The following is an 18,891-nucleotide window of genomic DNA, read 5'->3' on the forward strand; positions in this document are numbered from 1 at the left end:
AACATTCAGGAGTTTTCGTGCTGCGCAGTCATGCCGCCGGTTCATTGCGGGCCGCGGATGCCGGTCAAACGGTCACCTTGGCGGGATGGGTCGCGCGTCGCCGTGATCACGGCGGCGTCATCTTCATCGACCTGCGCGACGCGTCGGGTGTGTCGCAGGTGGTGTTCCGTGAAGGTGATGTGCTCGCCGCCGCGCACCGGTTGCGCGCCGAGTTCTGCGTCGCCGTCACCGGCGTGGTCGAGGTCCGTCCGGAGGGCAACGAGAACCCCGACATCGCGACCGGCAAGATCGAAGTGAACGCCACCTCGCTGACCGTGCTGTCCGAGAGTGCCCCGCTGCCGTTCCAACTCGACGAGACCGCCGGCGAGGAAGCCCGGCTCAAGTACCGCTACCTGGATCTGCGCCGTGAGGGCCCGGGCAACGCAATCCGGTTGCGCTCCAAGGTGAACGCGGCCGCCCGTGGCGTGCTGTCCGAGCACGACTTCGTCGAGATCGAGACCCCGACGCTGACCCGCTCGACGCCCGAGGGCGCCCGCGACTTCCTGGTGCCCGCGCGTCTGCAGCCCGGCTCGTTCTACGCGCTGCCGCAGAGCCCGCAGCTGTTCAAGCAGCTGCTCATGGTGGCGGGCATGGAGCGCTACTACCAGATTGCGCGCTGCTACCGCGACGAGGACTTCCGCGCCGACCGGCAGCCCGAGTTCACCCAGCTGGACATGGAGCTCAGCTTCGTCGACGCCGACGATGTCATGGCGATCGCCGAGCAGGTCCTGCGGGCGGTCTGGTCGACGATCGGTTATGAACTGCCGCTGCCGTTGCCGCGCATCAGCTACGCCGATGCGATGCGCCGGTTCGGTTCCGACAAGCCCGACCTGCGGTTCGGCGTCGAACTCATCGAGTGCACCGAGTACTTCAAGGACACCCCGTTCCGGGTGTTCCAGGCCCCGTACGTGGGCGCGGTCGTGATGGAGGGCGGAGCGTCGCAGCCGCGCCGCACGCTCGACGGCTGGCAGGAGTTCGCCAAGCAGCGTGGCCACAAGGGCCTGGCCTACGTGCTGGTCGGCGAGGACGGCACTCTCTCTGGCCCGGTGGCCAAGAACCTCACCGACGCCGAGCGCGACGGCCTGGCCGCCCACGTCGGTGCCAAGCCCGGTGACTGCGTGTTCTTCGCGGCAGGCCCGGCCCGCACGGCGCGGGCGCTGCTGGGCGCCACCCGCATCGAGATCGCCAAGCGCCTGGACCTGATCGACCCGGCCGCCTGGGCATTCACCTGGGTGGTGGATTTCCCGATGTTCGAGCCCGCCGATGTGGCGACGGCCTCGGGCGATGTGGCCGTGGGTTCGGGTGCCTGGACGGCCGTGCACCACGCCTTCACCGCGCCGAAGGTCGAATCGGAGGGCACCTTCGACACCGATCCCGGCAACGCGTTGTCCGATGCCTACGACATCGTCTGCAACGGCAACGAGATCGGCGGCGGCTCGGTCCGTATCCACCGGCGCGACATCCAGGAGCGGGTGTTCGCGATGATGGGCATCGACCACGACGAGGCCCAGGACAAGTTCGGATTCCTGTTGGACGCCTTCGCCTTCGGGGCGCCGCCGCACGGCGGAATCGCCTTCGGCTGGGACCGCATCACTGCGCTGCTGGCCGGGGTGGACTCGATTCGCGAGGTCATCGCGTTCCCCAAGTCCGGCGGCGGTGTGGACCCGCTGACGGATGCTCCCGCGCCGATCACCCCGCAGCAGCGCAAGGAATCGGGCATCGACGCCAAGCCGGAGTCGAAGTCCAAGCCCGAGCCGAAGCCCGAGGCCGAGTCGAAGGCTTAGCCCCTCTCGACGTTGCCCAGCGCGCGATTCGTGAGTCCGGCGTAGTTCGACCGTGGTGCCGTTTGGATCGCCGGGTTCGCCGGGTTCGCCGGGTTCGCCGCGACGGTGCGCCCGACCGGCGCGCTGGTCACGCGCGGGCCGGTGACGTCACGTTGGCGCACCCGACCGAGTTCGGCGACCGGCGCCATGCCGATCTGCGGTCCGCGCGCCACCACGGCCGCCTGCCTGAGGCTGTCGCGTTGGAGCTGCTCGCCGGGCATCAGACTGCCGCCCTGGTTGGCAGGCGCCATGGCGTACTTGGGCGGCTCGACGGGTGCTGTCGTGCCCTGCTTGGGGTAGAGACTGCCGTCCGCCGGTGGGGACGTTCTGCCGACATCGGGCGCGTCCGGCGGCAGCGGCCGGCGGCCCGGGGATCCCCCGTCGTTCCCGTACGACGACGGGGGCGTAGGTGGCGCGCCGGTCATCTGTTCGAGCTGCTGTCGCCAGCCCTGCAGATAGCCGAACAGTTGCTGTGCGTAGTCGGCCGGCATCTGGGCCGGGGGCTGGACGGCCGGTGCCGCGGGCGCCTGCGGCGGTACCGGGTATGTCGGCGGGTACGGCGGCAGGCTCGGTGCACCGGGCATGGGATACGTGGGTGGCCCGGTCCAAGGGCCAGCCGGGTACGCCATGCCGGCGGCCATGGCTGCCATGGCGGTCAGCGGCTCCAGAAACTGCCGCCAGGCCTGCAGATAGGCGTAGATCTGCTGGTTGTGGTCGGGTGGGTACGTCATGGTCGGCCTCCTGACGGAGCTGGGACAGCGGATGGGGCGATGGTGTCCAACGGGTGGGGAAGTGAGTGCTGGCAATACTCGGAGTCGAGGATGCGCAGTGCCCGGGTGTCGGCGGGTTCGCGGTTCTCGACGTCGAAGATGTAGCAGTAGTCTCCGGCGGGCGTAGGCATCCGGATCGGGCTGGAGAGCCCCTGATCGAGGAACCCGTACGGGAAAAGCCAAGGGAGCGTGGTGTTTTCGCGGCGGTCAAGGCCGCCCGATCGTACCCAGACGTAGTGATCGAGGACGGCGTTGACGGCATGCCGGGCTGATTCGCAGGCGGCTTCCATCGAGGTCATCCGGGTGAATGTCCTGGCCCAGGTGCCGGCGAAGACCACCGAGTTGTGGTGCACCTGATAGCCGCCGTGGCGGGCCTGCCAGACATGGCGCTGCTCGAGGTCCTGCAGCCACCATTCCTCGGTCGGAGCGAAGCTCCACGACGTGCCGTGCGGGTTCCACGGGTCACCACCGGGCCGGTTGTCCCAGTCCCCGATGATCGGTACCAGGTAAGGGGTTTCGTTGCGGACCACCCGGCCCCTGCCCTGGCCCGGCCCGTCGGCCATCACCAGACCCCGGTCCAGCGCAAACCAGACGGGCCAGGGCAGCAATTCCTCCGCGGAGTTGTCGGCATCGTTAGTCAGGGCGGTGACGATCTGGCGCCACACTTCGGCGGCGATCTCGTCGGCGGTGCACTCCCGGGCCGCCCTGCCGCGTCCCAACTCGTCGACCAGGTGACGGGACGGCGCGTTGAAATCCCCGATGTCGACCGAGAGCACCGAGACGTACCCGTCGCGGGCAAGACGGGGTCGGTTCTCCCAGAGTCCGTGCTGATTGATCGATGACAGCGCCCACTCGGTCCCGGCGTAGTACATGTGCCCGCGGATCAGCTGGAACTCCGTGTCGAAATAGAACTGGATGCCACTGAGGGTCTGGAACCGGTCCCAGGGCACGCGTCCCATCTCGTCCATGAGGCAAGGGTCGCGTGCGATCGGCGGCCGGGTGTGCTGCGATTGCAGCGGCCCGTCCGGCGGCGGCGCGGAGGTCGTGAAGCCGTCAAGGCCCGCGACGGTGCCACCGGTGCCGGCGACCCGCAGGGTGGCCGTGATCTGTTCGGCTGCAGGGGCATCCACGGCGACCACGGTGTAGTCCGGGTTCAGCCGGGTGCCGTCGGTCAGCACGACCTGCACCCGGGGCCTCAGGTGCGCCGGCAGGCTCGGGTCGATGTCGGGCGCAGTGAGCTGCGCGGCCGCCCCTGCGACGAAACGGACCCCGAGCTCGACGAGGTGCCGATGCCAGTTGTCGAACCACGCCTCGGTGGTGGGGCCGTTGAGCACGCCGTCGGCCTTGTCGTCGCGGCGGTCCATGTTCAGGTACAGCTGCAGATAGGTGGTGATATTCGTGCGGGCGTCACCCCACTGCGGGTCGAATGCGGCCAGCACGCGAGGCATTTCGCGCAGCAACGCCTCGAAGTTCGGTGAGTAGGACAGCCGCCTGCCGGTCGTGTCGTTGTCACGCCCGACGAAGAAGTCGTAGGAGGACAGGTTCTGCAATTCCCGACCACGGCGCAACGGGCTGGTCACCAGGTAGCGCAGGAGCCGGCCCTGGAACGCTGCGACATCGGTTGCGGTGAAACCCAGTTGGGTGAGCTGGCGGAGAATGCCGAGGAATTCGGCAAGGCTGCGCGGCAGCTCGCGGGGGAACACCAGAGAGGGTTTGCCGTCGACGGTCGTGCCCTGGGTGACGACGCGCCGGACGTTGTCCATGACGGTGCGTGATGTCGGCTGCCATTGGCCGGCACCGGTGCGCTGATAGACCGGGATGCGTTGGAAGAGATCCCAGATGTGCAGATAGTAGGCCGGGAAGAAGCGGAAGCCGTGCTCACCCGCGACGGCGCACTCGGGCGGACACGGATTGCCCCGGCGACCCGGGAACGGACGCAGTTCCGCCGGGCTGCCGCCGACGGGGCCGATGGTCGAGAACTGGGATGCGGCAAGGCCGCCGAGCTTGACCGGGGGATGGCTGCCGGGAGTCGCGGTGTCGAATCCGTTGCGTTCATCCTCCCGCGGCTCGTACACCGTGACGTCGAAACCGCGGTCGGCCAGTTCATGTGCCGCGGTGAGGCCGGCGATTCCGGCGCCCAGAACGACGACAGTGGGGCGCGGGGTGCACGACGCGGGCGTCGACACGCACGTCATGGCGCACCCGCGCGGAGTGCTCTCAGCAGGGCCGGGTGTGCCGGCGCCCGGACCGCGGCGTGGACGTAGGCGAGAAGCGTGTCGTGTGCGCGCAGTACATCGTCGAGTGTGCCTCGGACGCACAGCTTGTCGGTGTCCACGGCATCCCCGAGGCCGACCGTCGCATCCAGCACGTCGAGAATGGCGGAACGGGAGGTGCGTATCCGCACACCGGGGGCGTCCGCGCCGCCATCGGTGACCTGGAGTTCGTGTCCACCCGACAGTGCGAAGGTCTCGCCGTCCACGTCGAGTTCGACCACCAGCGGCCCCAGCTGTTGCAGGAGCAGCCGGTAACCGGCGGGCCCCTCCTCGGCGAGGTGCTCGATCGAGCGCCGCAGCAGCGACGAAACCTGTTCAGCCATAGAGGAACTCGAATACACCCGCGCCGGCGAAGTCGATCTGCCTGCCCCCGATTCTTCCGGTCACGGTGGCGGTGCCGTTGGCTTCGCAGAGCACCGTCGACCGGGTGAGACTGAGCTCGCTGGGTTGTGCGAGCCGCGCGTAGGAAGCGACCCGGAATTCGGCGTGTACCTCGTCGTCGACCCGCGCGGCACCGATGCGGAACTTCTCCGGTACCCCCGGCGCCGCACCGTCGAGGACGAGCCGCATCGGGGGTGGCAAGGTGCAGTCGGGCCCTCGCATCAGCACGCCGACGCGCTCGGTGGTGACCGCGGCGTGCCGGAAGATCGCGGCGGGCTCGTCGTGGTGCCACACGTAGAGCGCCTGGGACAGGTAGTGCAACCGACGCCGGTCGGTCATCTGGAGGAACACCATCGACCACGGATCGCCGGATTCCCGGGGCAGGATGGTGCCCCAGACCCAGCCGAAGTCGTCACCCCACCGGAAGCGACCCCAGTTGTGGTCGTGATAGGCGAGTTCATCTTCGATGCGATGCTCGCGGCCGCCGATGTGCAGCCGTCCGGCGGCCCGCAGTCGCGGCACGAACAGCCAGTTCATCCGGCCCTCGCCGACAGGCTGATTGTTGACCACGAACGGCCGGCTGACCGGTGCGAAGGTGAGATCGCCCCGAATATCCTGCTCGGGGAGATCGATCAGCACCCGGTAGCCGTCAGGGGCCACCGTCATCCGGTTGCCGCCGATCGTCAGGTCGCCGAGGTCGGCTGACACGTCGAGCGCGGAGCTGTCGAACCGTTCGACAGCTCCGGTCCACCGGTCGTCGTGGGCGATCACGATCACCCGTGGCACCAGGTGATGACGTCCGGTCGCGGTTGTCTCGTCGGCGAGGCTGAAGTTGATCAGGATGTGTCGGCCCGGCCCGTGAATGACGAAGTGGTGCCACTCTTTGAAGGCTTCAGGGTGCGTCGCGGCGAGCACAGGGGCGCGAAGGAAATCGCTGCCCGCGAGCACTGCGGTCATCGCAGCCACCTCCTCGGGCTGTCCGGTGGCGGGGCCGCGGCGGTTTGTCCGGTGGCGGATTCGGCCAGCCGCTCGATCGCAGTCCCCAGGCTGGCCAGCCCCAGCAGCGCATGCACGAAATCGTCCGCGGGCCGGGGCGGTACGGGTGTCGTGCCGTCACCGGCCAGGGCGTGGATGGCGCGCGACACTGCCGCCAGACCGACCAGATACTCGATGAAGCTGCTCTGCTCGGCCAGGGCCGCCCGGGGGTCGGAGAGGCTCATGCGAAGCCCTCCGGACGGAGGCGGGACAGTATCGCGTCGTCGAGCCCGTGTCCGATGACGGCGTCGGCGAGCAACTCCGCCCAGGCGGTCGGAGCGGAGTCGGATACGGCCGGCCCGTCGAGCACGTTGAGGCTCACCGTCTCCCAGAGGCGGCGAAGGTTCTCCACGGACTCCGAGGCGATGAGTGCGTCGCGCAGTCGCGCGCCCGCGGGGCTCCGCGCGTAACGCCGGCCCTCGGCGACGAGGAGATCGTGCAACCCGCGGGCTGCCGCCGGATTGCCGAGAACCGCGCGACGGGCTCCCACGAGCAGCTCGTGGACGGTGCGCTCGGCTGGTGAGGCACCGTCGGGGGCGGGCAGCAGCTGTGGAGCCTGGCGCTCGGTGAGGTCGAGGGTGAGAGCCCGGATCCGATCGAGCTCGGCGAGCATTCCGATCAGCACTTCGGGACTCATCGGGTCCGCCCGTGCACATAGTCGACCAGGGCGGCGAGAGCCTGCCGGTGGTGGCTCGGTGGCAGCCAGTCGAGATCAGTCAGTACCGCGGCGGCATGCCCGGCGTGCTCGGCGGCGATGTCCCTGGCGTGTGTCAGCGATCCGGTCCGGTGCAGCAGACCGAAGAGCCAGTGAATTTCATCGAGGGTTTTCGGTTCGGTGATGTGTTGTGCATGAAGGAATTTCGTGATCGCACTGTGGCCGGTGCGGGAGAGTTCGCCCCGGGTGGTGAGGCGATCGAGCAGGCCGGTCAGCCCTGATTCGCCTTCAGCGCCGGGGCGCCGCTTGGCCAGGATGCGCACGGCGTGCTCTCGTTCGGCCGGTTCCGCGCCGCGCAGGGCGTGTAACAGCATCAGGGTCCGTTTGCCCTCCCAGAGATCGCCACCGATCTCCTTGCCGTAGGCCTCGGGGGCGGCGCGCAGGTTCAGCAGGTCGTCGGTGATCTGGAACGCGGCGCCGAGGTGGCGGCCGAAACGCTCCAGCGATGTCAGGTGCTCAGGGACTGTTCCGGCGGCGATGGCACCGGCCTGCAGTGGGGTGATGAACGAGTACCAGCTGGTCTTGAGCTCCACCATCCGGAGATAGTCGCTGTCGTCGAGCCGCCAGGTGTTGGTCCGTACCCAGTCCAGTTCGATCGCCTGGCCGTCGACGGTCTGCCGGGTCATGTGCGCGACGGCCTTCAGGATGCGCAGCGCGGGGCCCAATCCAATGCGCTCGACGTTGTCCAGCAACGGCTGCAGCGACAGTGACAGCATGGCGTCGCCGACATTGACCGCGACCGGGACGCCGTGATCGATGTGCAGAGCGGGTTTGCCTCGCCGCCACCATGATTCATCTTCGATGTCGTCATGGATGAGGAATGCGTTGTGGTAGAGCTCTAGTGTCGCGGCGGTGGGCAGGATGGCATCGAGATGGCCGCCGAGCCCCAGACAGACGGCGATGCTCAGCGCCGGCCGGAGCGCCTTCCCGCCGCGGCGCGGGTAGTCCAGGATCAACTCCCGCAGACCGCTGGATCCTGTTCCGCTGCCGTAGATCCTGGTGATCTCACCGTCACAGGCCTCCTTGCACAGGGCAAGGTAGGCGTCGAGTGGATTCGGTTCGGTGTGCGCTGGGGGCGCCTCAGGCAGGGTCGAGGTCATGGCTGATCACTTCTTGACCGGCCTCCCGTACAACGCCGCGAGACTTCGCTTCTCCTTGATCCGCAGGGCGAACCGGATTCGGACGGCCATCTCGATCCGCGAGTTCGTGGTCTCACCGAGTACCTCGAGACTCGGCAACACACTGATGGCGAGGTCTATCGGCTCCTCACCCGGTGAGGCCTCGGGGGCGCCTGAATGCGCGATGAGCTGGCGCCGGCCGAGCATCACCATGACGGTGCCAGGCCTTCTCTTGCCCGTGATCGCTCCGGTCTTGTCGACCTCGTCCATCTGCCTGTTGAGCTGTGACGCGCGGTGCAGTGAGTTGACGTGCGCCGCGGCGAGCAGCTCATTGGTGACGGGATAGCCGGCAGTCAGATCGCTGAGCTCTTTCAGTCCCTGGGTGTCGGAGATGAGACACGACGGGGACCGGTAACCGGCATCCTCGATCTTTGCCCGGGCGTCGATGAGGTTGTCCAACAGGATTTGGGATGTTGCGGCGTCGAAGTTGAATGTGTAGAACGCATTGTTGCGCAGTGATCTGATGACCCTGTTGTCCACTCTGCGGGCGAGTCTGGTTGCAGCCCAGTTCACTTCGTCGATCAGGGAATCGAGGGTCGGCGCGGTGGTCTGGACCAGGGTGACCTGGAAACTGACCTCCCGGGAGCGGACTCGTAAGAAGCCGGGATTGTTGACGACGTCGTTGCGTACCCGGCGCTGGCCCGGGTCGCAGGTGTTCCAATGGGGGATGGCCTGCCAGGCGATGCACGTCTGCTCGAAGGTCTCGGTGACCGCCTGGTTGGCGATGGTCAATTGTTCTGTAGTCAAATACATTTGGTGACCCCCTGACCCCGATCAGGAAAGCATCGCAGACCGCACCGGCGGGTGTGGTCGTTTCGGCGTGAACTACTTCTGGTGGAGTACCACTTCCTGCCCGGGCGTCATCTCGCCGCGTGCCATCGCTTCGCAGTGCGCCAGGTGCAGCGGAGCGACGGGATCATCCGGCAGCAATCGCTGACACCGCTTGAATGCGGTGCGGGCCCGGTCGACATCCCCGGCGTCGAACAGTGCGAAGGCTTCCGCGAAGGCGGGTTGCGCCGCACGTTTGGCGGACCGCAGGGTATCCGAATCATCGTCGTAGACTTCGTAAATCGTCACCGGCCTGCGCCGGTTGACGACCATCACCCGTTCCATGCGTCGGACGTCGAACCCCGGGGATCGAGCCAGCCGGGTCATGGTCGCATCAGAGATGAGCAAAGCGGACCCGTAACGTTTGTTGGTGCTCTCGATACGCGCGGCCAGGTTCACCGCATCGCCGATGATGGTCAGCACCATGCGGTTAACGCCGCCGACCAGTCCGACTCCCACCGCTCCGGTATTGATGCCGATGCCCGCGCGCAACTCCTCGGAGCCGTGTGCCAACCGTTCCCGGTTGTGGTCGCGCAAGGATCGCAGCATCGCCAGACCAGCCCGGACCGCGTCGTCCGGGGTCTCGAAAACGGCGACGATCTCGTCTCCGCGTACGTCCTGGACGAAACCGTTGCAGCTGATGATCGGCAGCTCGACCGCGCGCAGGAAGCCCATCGCCAGATTGCCGGCCTCCGAAACATTCATGTCCTCGATCATCGTGGTGTAACCACGGATATCGCTGATCAGGACCGTCATCTCGCGCTCGACGCGGTAGCCGGCGCGTACGCGGCGGAGGTCGTCGATGTCGAGGATGCGCAGCAGCTCGTTGGGCACGAATCGGGATTGCACGTCGATCAGCGACTGCCGGTACTCATCGGCGGCCTTCAGCCGTGCCTCGAGCTGGAAGTTCCACAACGGTGCGGCGGCCTGTGCGCACAGGAACATGACCGCGTCCTGCTGATCGGACGTGAAATGTCCGCCGGTATCGTCGCGCTGGGCACAGATCACCCCGATCACCCTGTCCTGCACCACTATCGGTGACGCCAGAGTGCGTGTGGCCACATGCGGGACACCGCTGGAGGCAACCAGCCGGACCAGCTCGCCGTCATAGCTCGCTTCGGTCGAGCGCTCGTCGAGGATTGTGGCGGCGCCGTGCTCGTAGAAGGCGCGCACACCCCAGGATTCGTCGGCGGCTCTGGTGAGCAGCTGTACTCGGCGGGCCCCGGTGGTGTCGGCGACCGAGCCCAGAATGATGCGAGCCACACCATCGGCGGTCCGCGCCCCGGCCAGGGTCCGCAGCAACTGATGGGCGCTGACGGGGTCGATACCGACCGCACCCGGATGTACCAGGTCCCGGCTGAGCAGCCAGGGATGTTGCTGGGCAAGCCAGTCCGTGCGGATCGCCACCCCGAGACTGAGCCAGCGTTGGTAGGCCGAGCGCAACATGTGATCGCGCAGCGTCATTCGCCCGGTCTCGGCGTACAGCAACGCCGCCTCCTCGTGGGCACGGGCGCCGATCATGGGTAGCTGGTGTGTCTCGGCGAGCGCAATTGCCCGGTGCAGATGGCGCTCACCCTGGCCGTAGTGACCGCGGGCGCGCGCCCATGAGCCCTGGAGCAGCTCGTAGGCCGCCGCGTAGTTCTCCGGCGCGGTCTCGGCGCAGGTCCGGTGCAACTTCATCGCCCGGCGGACGAAGCGGGCGGTCGCGCGGTCGCGCGGCGCGTTCTGCATCAGGCTCAGCGCACCGATCAGGTAGACCAGCTGGGAGACGGAGGTGCCGACCAGGCCGTCGATGTGCTCGACGGCCTCCTCGGTGAACGGGATGGCGCCCGCGTGGTCGCCGGACCAGAAACACAAACCCTGCTTCATCGCCGCCACGATCCCCATGACGACCTCGTCGCCCTCACGCTGTGCCGCGGCCAGCACCTCCCGCTCGTCGTAGCCGCTCTCGCCGGCGAGCAGCAGCGGATCCTCGCACCTGCCCATCAGGTTCAGCGCCATCTGTTGTTGCGCCTGACAGAGCATGCTGGGTGCGCGTTGTGTACGGAACTGGGGGATCAGGGACTGTGCCAGTGCGTCGATCTCGGCGAGGGGCCGGCCCACCCAGAACGACTGGGAGATCAGGGTCGCGGCAAGAAATCCGGCATACTCCTGATCGCCCTGGTCGAGGGCCTCGGTGACGGCGCCGCGGAGCAGGCCGAGCCCGTCGCGCAGGGGATGACGCCAGTGGTGGATGAAGTTCAGATGCATGAACAGCGTCTGCGGCCTGGCCTCCCGGAATTCCGGCCGCTCGGCCAGCTGCAGCCCGACCTCCCCGAACCGCTGGGCGCCCGAACGATCACCGAGTATCACCAGCAAGAGCCCGTAGCTGGCCAAGACCAGGGGCGAGGACGGGGTATGGCCGTAGGCCAGGGTGAGTTCGAGCTGCTTGCGCACCAACAGGGGGAAGAGATTCGGCCGGACGATATAGGAGATGCTGCGCATCTCGGTGAGGATCCGCTGAACCTCGATGACGCGCGGATCCTGGCAGGACGGCAGGTCCAGCAGCCGGTCGTTGCTCCAACGGCGCATCGTCAGCCGCATCCGGACCATCGCATTGGCCATCCGTGGCTTGCCGGCCTGGGCAGGCAGCGGCTCGCCCAGCTCGTCGAGCGCGGCCAGCCCGATCTCGATCGCCTCACGCAACCGGTTCTGCGCGACGCGACCTTTGAGCCGCAGGTACGCGAGCCGGGCGCGGTCGGCCGGGTCGGACAACGCGTCGTCGGCCTCGTCGAGCAAGGCGAACAGCGCCGGGACATCGCCGACGAGCAGTGCGGCGTCCGCGGCGTCGAGGTGCAGTTCCCTGGCCAACGGGAAGTTCGTGGCCCAGCGCTGCGCGCCGAGCAGCCGCAGGGCATTGCGGCAGTACTCCAGCGCCAACGGGAATGATGCCTGGACCCGGGCTTTCCGGGCGGCGCGGTGAAGTACGTCGACGAAGCGGATTCGCTCGGCGCCGTCGGTGCCGGTCAGGCCGCCGATCCCGACGTGCCGCGCGGCTTCGAACAACCGCTCGTCGCCCAGTTCGATCAGCCGCCTGCCCAGCCGTAGGTGCACCTCGAGCTGTGCGTCGTCGGACAGATGGGCCCGGGCCGTTTCGGCGACCCGGTCGTGGCTGAAGCGGTAGCGCGCGTCACGGCTGATGGCGTTCGCGATGCGCCGGCCGCCGCTGTCGACCGCCTCGATGAGCCGCAGTTCCATACACGCCCAAAGGGCTTGTGCTGCAACGTCTGAGGGTTGTGCAGAGGCTACTGCGGCGTCGGCCAGGTCGAACTCGCCACCGATGCAGGACACCGAGCTCAACACCGCAAGATCGGATGGACGCAATTGGTTCAGGTAGCTGCCGAGAAATTCCGCCTCGGTGGCGGAGACCTCGATCGAGGACAGCGCGCGCAGATCCCACACCGGGCTCTGTCCGTCGCCGGCCGGGTTCAGGGCTCCTTCGCGCTGCGCGCGGTACAGCAGTTGGCGGATCTGGAGGGGATTGCCCCCGGTGCGGTGTTGGAATTCGGCGGCCACTTCGGCCAGCTCAAGGCTCCGGCCGGTGACGTCGGTGAGCAGTTCCTCGACGTCCTCGGGGCCCAGCGTGCCCAGCTCCAGACTGCGTACGTGGGGCGAGGTGATGCCGGCTGCGCCGGCGTCGAACTCGCCTTCGCGGTACGCGCCGAGTACCAGGACACTGCGGGGTGCCACCGCGAGCAGTTCCGACAGCAGTAACAGCGAGTCCTGGTCCGCCCATTGCAGGTCATCGATGGCGAGCACGACCATCCGGTGGGCGGCGGTGATCGAAAGCAGACGGATGACGGCGCGGTGCAACCGGCGGCGGGTCTCGGCGGCATCGAGGTCGGCCACCGGTGCGGCCCCGCCGAGCGCGTCGGTCAGCTCTGGCACGAGATCCCCGAGAACGCCTGTCAGCGGCGAAGTCTCGACGCTGAGATCCGCGCGCCATTCGTCGCGCTCCGCCGGGGCGGCTGCCACCATGGAGTGGACCAGCGCGGTGAGTGCATCGCCTATCGCCGAATACGGGGCCGGAGCCCCGTCTCGACAGCGGCCGTAGGCGAACGTGCAGTTGCGATCTGCGAGTTCATCTCCGAAGGCCTGCAGGAGGGTCGACTTGCCCACACCGGGAACCCCGCTGATGAGCACGGATGTCCCGCCGTTCCGTTCGGCTGACGCCGCTGCGGCGCGAAGTTCGCCCAGCTCGCGTCGTCGGTCGACCACGCGGCCGCTGATGTCGAGCGTCGCCGATGTCACCGCACGTAGCGCCCCTCTCCGATTGGGCGGTCCGAGGCGAATTGACCGGATCGTCAGAGATAGCCAGGATCGCAGGAGCCCACCGTTTTCGGCGCGTTTTCACGGGTCTGGAACCGACCTGGGCCAGACATCGTGGAATAGAAGCGCCACCGGAGAAGCTGGAGAAGTCATGACCGAGATGGACAAGGGCAAGTTCTACACCGACACGGAATACCTCGATGACTTCAACCGCAACGTGGTCGAGGAATTCCGGGGGAACGGTGGCAAGGTCGGCGGCCCGTTCGAGCAGGCCGACCTGCTGTTGCTGCACACGACCGGCGCCAAGTCGGGCAAGCCACGGCTCTCGCCGCTGGCCTATCTGACCGTCGACGGCAAGATGCTCATCGTGGGGTCGTACGCAGGTGCGCCGAAAGACCCGGCATGGGTGCACAATCTGCGGGCCAATCCGAAGGTACGTATCGAGCTGGGCACCGACGCCTACGACGCAACGGCCCGGGAACTGCCCGATGCCGAGCGCGACGCCGCCTACCCGAAGATCACCGAGGTTGCGCCCGTGTTCGCCGAATACCAGGCCAACACCACTCGGTCCATCCCGTTGTTCGAAATCGTCCGCGCTTAGTCCCTGGGCGCCGAAACGGTATTCCAGCCGCCTGCGACTCGCACTTTCGCCGCTGGAATACCGTTTCGGCCGGGATCGGGCTACAGCCGTTCGATGATGGTGGCGTTGGCCATGCCGCCGCCCTCGCACATCGTCTGCAGGCCGTAGCGCCCGCCGCGCTGCTCGAGCGCATTGACCAGGGTGGTCATGATGCGTGCACCACTGGCTCCCAGCGGATGGCCGATGGCAATCGCGCCACCGTTGACGTTCGTCTTGCCCAGATCTGCACCTGTGTCATGCGCCCAGGCCAGCACGACCGGGGCGAACGCCTCGTTGACTTCGAACAGGTCGATGTCTGCCAGCGTCAGACCCGCACGCGCCAATACCTTTTCGGTGGCCGGGATGACGCCGGTCAGCATGTACAGCGGATCCGACCCGACCACGGTGGTGGTATGGATACGTGCCAGGGGCTTGAGCCCGAGCTTCCTGGCCGTCGCCCCGCTGGTGATCATCACCGCCGCGCTGCCGTCGGACAGCGGTGACGAGTTACCCGGGGTGATCTCCCAGTTGATCTGCGGGAAGCGGGCGGCATAGGCCTCGTTGTAGAACGCCGGCTTCAACCCGGACAGGGTGTCGACCGTCGTCCCCGGGCGGATGATCTCGTCGGTGCTCAGTCCGGCGATCGGCGCGAGTTCGGCCTCGAACAATCCGTCCTTGGTGGCCCGCGCCGCCTTCTCGTGGCTGCCCGCCGAGAACTCGTCGAGCTGGGCGCGGGAAAAGCCCCACTTGGCTGCGATCAACTCGGCGCTGATCCCTTGTGGGACAAGGCCTTCAGAGTAGCGCTCGGCGAAGGCCAGGCCGAACGGGTCGCTGCCCGGCAGTACCGAGCTGCCCATGGGCACCCGGGACATGGACTCCACACCCGCGGCGATCACGATGTCGTAGGCGCCGGCCAGCACGCCTTGCGCGGCGAAGCTGATCGCCTGCTGGCTACTGCCGCACTGTCGGTCCACCGTGGTCCCCGGAACGGTCTCCGGGAAGCCCGCGCCCAGCAGGGCATTGCGGGCGATGTTGACGGCCTGATCGCCGACCTGGGTCACGGCGCCCGCGATGACGTCGTCGACGAGTGCCGGGTCGACACCGGTGCGGGTGATCAGCTCCCGCAGGCTGTGGGCCAGCAGATCGGCCGGCAGGACGCCGTGCAGTGCGCCGTTGGCCTTGCCTTTGCCGATCGGGGTCCGGACCGCTCCGACGATGACTGCGTCCCGGTCTGCATATCCGGTCATCTGGGCCTCCTGATGCTCCACGCTGAGTATTGTGATGACTACCCAGGTATAACACCTGGGTATAGTGAGAACAACTCAGGGATGGGGTTTGATTCCGTGGGAATGCTGCAGGGCAAGCTCGCCGACCGGGACAGCTGGTCGGCAGTGGGTCATTGCCCGATCGAGAGGACCATGGCGTTCGCCGGCACCAAGTCGGCGATGCTGATCATGCGCGAGGCCTTCTACGGCACGACCCGCTTCGACGACTTCGCCCGCAGGGTCGGGATCACCAAGGCGGCAACCTCGGCACGGTTGTCCGACCTGGTGGCGGCCGGGCTGCTGGCAAAACGGCCCTATCGCGAGCCCGGTCAGCGGGAGCGCGACGAGTACGTGCTCACCGAATCCGGAACCGACTTCATGCCGGTGGTGTGGGCCATGTTCGAGTGGGGTCGCAAGCATCTCAACGACACCGGACTGCGGCTCGCACATGACGGGTGCGGTGCGCTGGCCGGAGTCGAAATCCGTTGTGACGAAGGACACCACGTGCCGGCCGACGAACTCGTCGTCCGCGTCGAGCGTCGCACGTCGTGACGGTGGGTGCGCGTGCGCTGGAGACGCTCGCCGAAGACGGCCGATGGCGTATCGAACCCGGACTCACCGAAGCCGAACTGAACGCCCTCGAGTCCCGGTTCTCTCTGCGGCTCAACACTGATCACCGTGACTTCCTGTCCGCCGGAGTGCCGGTGGGCTCCGGCTGGCCTGACTGGCGCAACGCCGACGAGGTGACCTTGCGGATGCACATCGGTCGGCCGGTTCGCGAGTTGCTGCATGCGGTGCGCGAAGGTCAACTGTGGCTTTCCGCCTGGGGCCACAACCCCGGTGGTGACGCGGCACTGAGGCTCGCCAGCGCGAAGCTCGCCGATCAGCCCAGGGTGGTACCGGTCTACGGCGTCGCGTTCCTCCGGCAGGGGCCCGACCTGGACCCGACCGTCTGGGCGATCCAGGACAACACTGTGGCCGCTGTGAGCGCGGACCTGACCGGGTTGGCCCGCGCCCTTACCGGCCGGGCCGTCGAAGCGTTCGCGCCGTCGTCCGCACGGCCGTTCCTTCCGGAATCCATTGCTACGGAACCTGTTCTGCCCCTTGCCCAGCCGCCCTTCAGGCCCGACCCGTCCGGCCCGCCACCAGCCGCGGTACGGCCGCCTACCGATCCGGCGGCCGCGCTGGCCTTGCTCGGCGTCCATCTCGGCGAACTGGAACGCCATGACGACGTGCTGGCCCACCGGGCACCCATGTGGTCGGTACCGGTGCCGCCCGGTGCACCCGCCGCCGCGGCATGGCTGGCAGTTCGTTCCCAGTTCCCGGCGACGGGCTTGTGGCCCGTGCTGCTCACCAAATCGGCCTGGCACCGGCTCGGGATGGACGGTATCGCCGATGACAGCCCCGTGCTTGCGGCCGAACTCGACGGAGTCCGCTGGCTGCAACGTGAATTCGAAGAGCGCACAGCCGAATACAACATCCCGAGACATCCGGCCGCCTTCGAGGCCGTCGACTCCGAAGACTGGCAACAGCAGTTCGCCGAGTTCGATTCTCGCAGTGAGTACACGCAGTTGGCCCTGGTGCCCACCCCTGCCGATTGGCTGGTACCCGGCCTGCTCCAATGGTCGGGCGCGATCAACTCGGACGTTCGCGGTGTCGAGCATGCAGCGATCCTGCGCCGCTGGTCAGACCGTTACGGGACCGAATTGCTCGCCCTCGACGACGAGTCACTACTGCTGACCGTCGACCAGCCGCCGCGTACCCGGCAGGAGGGTCTGGCGGCCGCGCTGGAGGCTTACCTGTACTGCGACGATTCGGTCAACACCCAGGCCGGCTCACTCGACGCGCTGGCGCGCATGCTGGCTCACCCCCTGTGGGCCTTCTGGTGGGACTGAAACCGCTAGTCTCGGCCGGTGCTGCACTTACGCGTCATAGCGCCGGCCGATGTGCGCGAGCCGATTCTCCGTGTCCTGCGAGAGCAGCCCGGCGTCGCCCACATCGTGTTGTTGGCCGGTGCCGCGGTTGATCCCGCCGGTGACCAGATCACCGCCGATGTCGCCCGGGAAGCGGCCGATGAGATTGTCCAGCGGTTGAAATCCCTTGATGTGCAGCACTTCGGCGCCATAACCCTCGAGCCGCTCGACACCGTGCTGTCGAGCGCGGCCTACCACGCCGAGGATGTCGCGGGCGGTGACGGAGCCGATGCGGTGATCTGGGATGAGCTGGTATCGCGGACCCGCGAGGAGTCCAGCCTCAGTGTCACGTTCCTGATGTTCCTGTGCATCGCGTGCCTGCTCGCGGCCATCGGAGTGGTGACCGACTCGGCGATCACCGTGGTCGGCGCCATGGTGGTGGGACCTGAGTTCGGACCGCTCGCGGCGCTCGCCGTCGCGCTCGTCCAACGCCGGGTCTCGCTGGCACGGCGGGCCGGCGCGGCGCTGCTGGTCGGATTCCCGGTGGCCATGGTCGTCACCGGGCTGGCAACACTCGGATTCGAAGCGCTCGGATGGGTGCAGCTGACCACGTTCAGCGAACTCACCCAGGTCGACTTCATCTTCCAGGTGGGACCGTTCTCATTCGTCGTCGCACTGCTGGCGGGCGCCGCCGGGATGCTGTCGCTCGTATCGTCGAAATCCGCCGCGCTGGTGGGTGTCTTCATCTCGGTGACGACCGTCCCCGCCGCGGGTTTCGCGGTGGTGGCCGCCACCGTCGGCGATTGGGATGTCGCCGCCGATTCGGTGCTGCAGCTGCTGGTGAACCTGCTGGGTATCACCATGGCCGGTGTGCTGACGCTCGCGGTCTACCGTCGCGCGAAAGTCGGCAGTCGCACGAAGGTTCGCCGCGCCGTCACAAGTGGCTGATGCCCGAGGCCAAGAAGAACACTCCGACCGCGCCGGCGATCACGGCCACCACCAGGCGATGGTGCCGGCCCATCCAGGCATACAGCCGCTCCACACCCGACCGGGTGGCCTCCGGCGCCACCCAGAAGCTGATGATCGGGATCAGCGCCGCCAGGAAACCGACGAGGTTGAACACGACCATTGCGGCCATCTGCTCGGCCAATGCGGCACCTGAGGTGAGGGCCGCAGCCATCGCGGCCAGGTAGTAGGGCGTGGGGAAACCGTTGATGAGGCCCAGCAGCGCGGCGGCCCACGGTGCCTCACCACGCAGGGCGGCCTGCATCCCCGCCGGCAGTTTCGACAGACCTGGCACCGCCTCCTCCGCGGGCGGCGTATCGGTGCCGTCACCCACTGCGACCGGTACGGCCCGTCGCGCGCGCACCCGGTTGACCAGGCGTTCGAGCTGTCCTGTCGCGGACAGGACAGCGATCACCAGCGCCACGGCGCCGATGCCGATCTCCAGTCCCGGCGGCATCGTGCTGCCGCCGTCGCCCGTGGCGTTCTTGAACACGAACACCACCGCGGCGCCCACTGCGACGTTGGCGGTGAAGGCGAAGAGAAAGAACGGGAGCAGCAAACGCAAGGGCCGGGACCGCGACAGCATGAAGGCAACGACCCCGATTCTCAGGGGATCGATTGCCGCCACGGCGGCCATCACCAGCACGGTGCTCCACATCGCGGGCGGCCACATCCCTTCACCTCAGTTACCTCACCGCTGAATTCAACCAGCGCTGACCGACTACGGCCGAATCCGGGC

At 67.6% G+C, this 18,891-nt stretch carries 14 protein-coding genes and 1 pseudogene; 5 read left to right on the forward strand and 10 right to left on the reverse strand.

Annotated features, from left to right (window positions below):
• Positions 1–17 precede the first annotated feature (17 nt).
• Positions 18–1,823: an aspartate--tRNA ligase gene (aspS, locus tag ACWEFV_RS03385; RefSeq protein ID WP_450069054.1), complete on the forward strand. Its 1,806-nt coding sequence runs from the start codon at positions 18–20 to the stop codon at positions 1,821–1,823.
• On the opposite strand, the pseudogene ACWEFV_RS03390 reads toward aspS, so the two are convergent.
• The 8 genes and pseudogenes from ACWEFV_RS03390 to ACWEFV_RS03425 form a co-directional block, all read right to left on the reverse strand.
• A pseudogene (locus tag ACWEFV_RS03390) lies at positions 1,820–4,827 on the reverse strand (FAD-dependent oxidoreductase). The gene aspS and the pseudogene ACWEFV_RS03390 sit on opposite strands and share 4 nt — an antisense overlap.
• Positions 4,824–5,228: an SCP-2 sterol transfer family protein gene (locus tag ACWEFV_RS03395; protein WP_450069055.1), complete on the reverse strand. Its 405-nt coding sequence runs from the start codon at positions 5,226–5,228 to the stop codon at positions 4,824–4,826. The pseudogene ACWEFV_RS03390 and the gene ACWEFV_RS03395 overlap by 4 nt, the downstream one beginning before the upstream one ends.
• Positions 5,221–6,243, reverse strand: a complete 1,023-nt coding sequence (locus ACWEFV_RS03400) for a hypothetical protein (RefSeq protein ID WP_450069056.1) — start codon at positions 6,241–6,243, stop codon at positions 5,221–5,223. Before ACWEFV_RS03400 ends, ACWEFV_RS03395 begins: the two co-directional genes overlap by 8 nt.
• Positions 6,240–6,506 carry a hypothetical protein gene (locus ACWEFV_RS03405; RefSeq protein WP_135454056.1) on the reverse strand — a complete coding sequence of 89 codons (267 nt, stop codon included), beginning with the start codon at positions 6,504–6,506 and terminating at the stop codon, positions 6,240–6,242. Before ACWEFV_RS03405 ends, ACWEFV_RS03400 begins: the two co-directional genes overlap by 4 nt.
• On the reverse strand, positions 6,503–6,958 hold the full coding sequence (locus tag ACWEFV_RS03410) for a hypothetical protein (RefSeq protein ID WP_135454058.1): 456 nt from the start codon (positions 6,956–6,958) through the stop codon (positions 6,503–6,505). The genes ACWEFV_RS03405 and ACWEFV_RS03410 overlap by 4 nt, the downstream gene beginning before the upstream one ends.
• Complete coding sequence (locus ACWEFV_RS03415; RefSeq protein ID WP_135454060.1) at positions 6,955–8,136, reverse strand: polyprenyl synthetase family protein; 1,182 nt, start codon at positions 8,134–8,136, stop codon at positions 6,955–6,957. The genes ACWEFV_RS03410 and ACWEFV_RS03415 overlap by 4 nt, the downstream gene beginning before the upstream one ends.
• A gap of 6 nt (positions 8,137–8,142) precedes the next feature.
• Complete coding sequence (locus ACWEFV_RS03420) at positions 8,143–8,967, reverse strand: hypothetical protein (RefSeq protein WP_450069057.1); 825 nt, start codon at positions 8,965–8,967, stop codon at positions 8,143–8,145.
• Between the two features lie 72 nt (positions 8,968–9,039).
• Positions 9,040–13,332, reverse strand: a complete 4,293-nt coding sequence (locus tag ACWEFV_RS03425) for an AAA family ATPase (RefSeq protein WP_450069058.1) — start codon at positions 13,330–13,332, stop codon at positions 9,040–9,042.
• Positions 13,333–13,501: 169 nt separating this feature from the next.
• On the opposite strand from ACWEFV_RS03425, the gene ACWEFV_RS03430 reads away from it, so the two are divergent.
• Positions 13,502–13,951 (forward strand): nitroreductase family deazaflavin-dependent oxidoreductase, encoded by a 450-nt coding sequence (locus ACWEFV_RS03430; RefSeq protein WP_450069059.1) that lies wholly within the window; start codon positions 13,502–13,504, stop codon positions 13,949–13,951.
• An 80-nt stretch (positions 13,952–14,031) separates the two neighbouring features.
• Here the strand turns inward: ACWEFV_RS03430 and ACWEFV_RS03435 are convergent, their stop codons facing one another.
• Positions 14,032–15,216: a thiolase family protein gene (locus ACWEFV_RS03435; protein WP_450069262.1), complete on the reverse strand. Its 1,185-nt coding sequence runs from the start codon at positions 15,214–15,216 to the stop codon at positions 14,032–14,034.
• Between the two features lie 81 nt (positions 15,217–15,297).
• Here ACWEFV_RS03435 and ACWEFV_RS03440 point away from each other — a divergent pair, with 81 nt between their 5' ends.
• The 3 genes from ACWEFV_RS03440 to ACWEFV_RS03450 are packed head-to-tail and all read left to right on the forward strand — an operon-like array spanning position 15,298 to position 18,095.
• On the forward strand, positions 15,298–15,786 hold the full coding sequence (locus tag ACWEFV_RS03440; RefSeq protein ID WP_450069060.1) for a winged helix-turn-helix transcriptional regulator: 489 nt from the start codon (positions 15,298–15,300) through the stop codon (positions 15,784–15,786).
• The gene (locus ACWEFV_RS03445) at positions 15,783–17,129 is read left to right on the forward strand and encodes a DUF4253 domain-containing protein (RefSeq protein WP_135454066.1); all 1,347 of its coding nucleotides are present in this window, start codon (positions 15,783–15,785) and stop codon (positions 17,127–17,129) included. The genes ACWEFV_RS03440 and ACWEFV_RS03445 overlap by 4 nt, the downstream gene beginning before the upstream one ends.
• A gap of 18 nt (positions 17,130–17,147) precedes the next feature.
• Positions 17,148–18,095: a DUF389 domain-containing protein gene (locus ACWEFV_RS03450; RefSeq protein ID WP_450069061.1), complete on the forward strand. Its 948-nt coding sequence runs from the start codon at positions 17,148–17,150 to the stop codon at positions 18,093–18,095.
• Here ACWEFV_RS03450 and ACWEFV_RS03455 read toward each other — a convergent pair.
• Entirely contained in the window at positions 18,082–18,825 is a 744-nt protein-coding gene (locus ACWEFV_RS03455; RefSeq protein ID WP_286174895.1) for a GAP family protein, read from the reverse strand. The two genes, ACWEFV_RS03450 and ACWEFV_RS03455, sit on opposite strands and share 14 nt — an antisense overlap.
• Positions 18,826–18,891: the final 66 nt, after the last annotated feature.

Source organism: Mycobacterium sp. NPDC004974 (assembly GCF_053600815.1).

What these genes read in the sequence shown, in the direction of transcription:
- ACWEFV_RS03395 (WP_450069055.1), bottom strand. Translation starts at nt 5,228, where the DNA reads ATGGCTGAACAGGTTTCGTCGCTGCTGCGGCGCTCGATCGAGCACCTC.
- ACWEFV_RS03400 (WP_450069056.1), bottom strand. Translation starts at nt 6,243, where the DNA reads ATGACCGCAGTGCTCGCGGGCAGCGATTTCCTTCGCGCCCCTGTGCTC.
- ACWEFV_RS03405 (WP_135454056.1), bottom strand. Translation starts at nt 6,506, where the DNA reads ATGAGCCTCTCCGACCCCCGGGCGGCCCTGGCCGAGCAGAGCAGCTTC.
- ACWEFV_RS03410 (WP_135454058.1), bottom strand. Translation starts at nt 6,958, where the DNA reads ATGAGTCCCGAAGTGCTGATCGGAATGCTCGCCGAGCTCGATCGGATC.
- ACWEFV_RS03415 (WP_135454060.1), bottom strand. Translation starts at nt 8,136, where the DNA reads ATGACCTCGACCCTGCCTGAGGCGCCCCCAGCGCACACCGAACCGAAT.
- ACWEFV_RS03420 (WP_450069057.1), bottom strand. Translation starts at nt 8,967, where the DNA reads ATGTATTTGACTACAGAACAATTGACCATCGCCAACCAGGCGGTCACC.
- ACWEFV_RS03430 (WP_450069059.1), top strand. Translation starts at nt 13,502, where the DNA reads ATGACCGAGATGGACAAGGGCAAGTTCTACACCGACACGGAATACCTC.
- ACWEFV_RS03435 (WP_450069262.1), bottom strand. Translation starts at nt 15,216, where the DNA reads ATGACCGGATATGCAGACCGGGACGCAGTCATCGTCGGAGCGGTCCGG.
- ACWEFV_RS03440 (WP_450069060.1), top strand. Translation starts at nt 15,298, where the DNA reads ATGGGGTTTGATTCCGTGGGAATGCTGCAGGGCAAGCTCGCCGACCGG.
- ACWEFV_RS03455 (WP_286174895.1), bottom strand. Translation starts at nt 18,825, where the DNA reads ATGTGGCCGCCCGCGATGTGGAGCACCGTGCTGGTGATGGCCGCCGTG.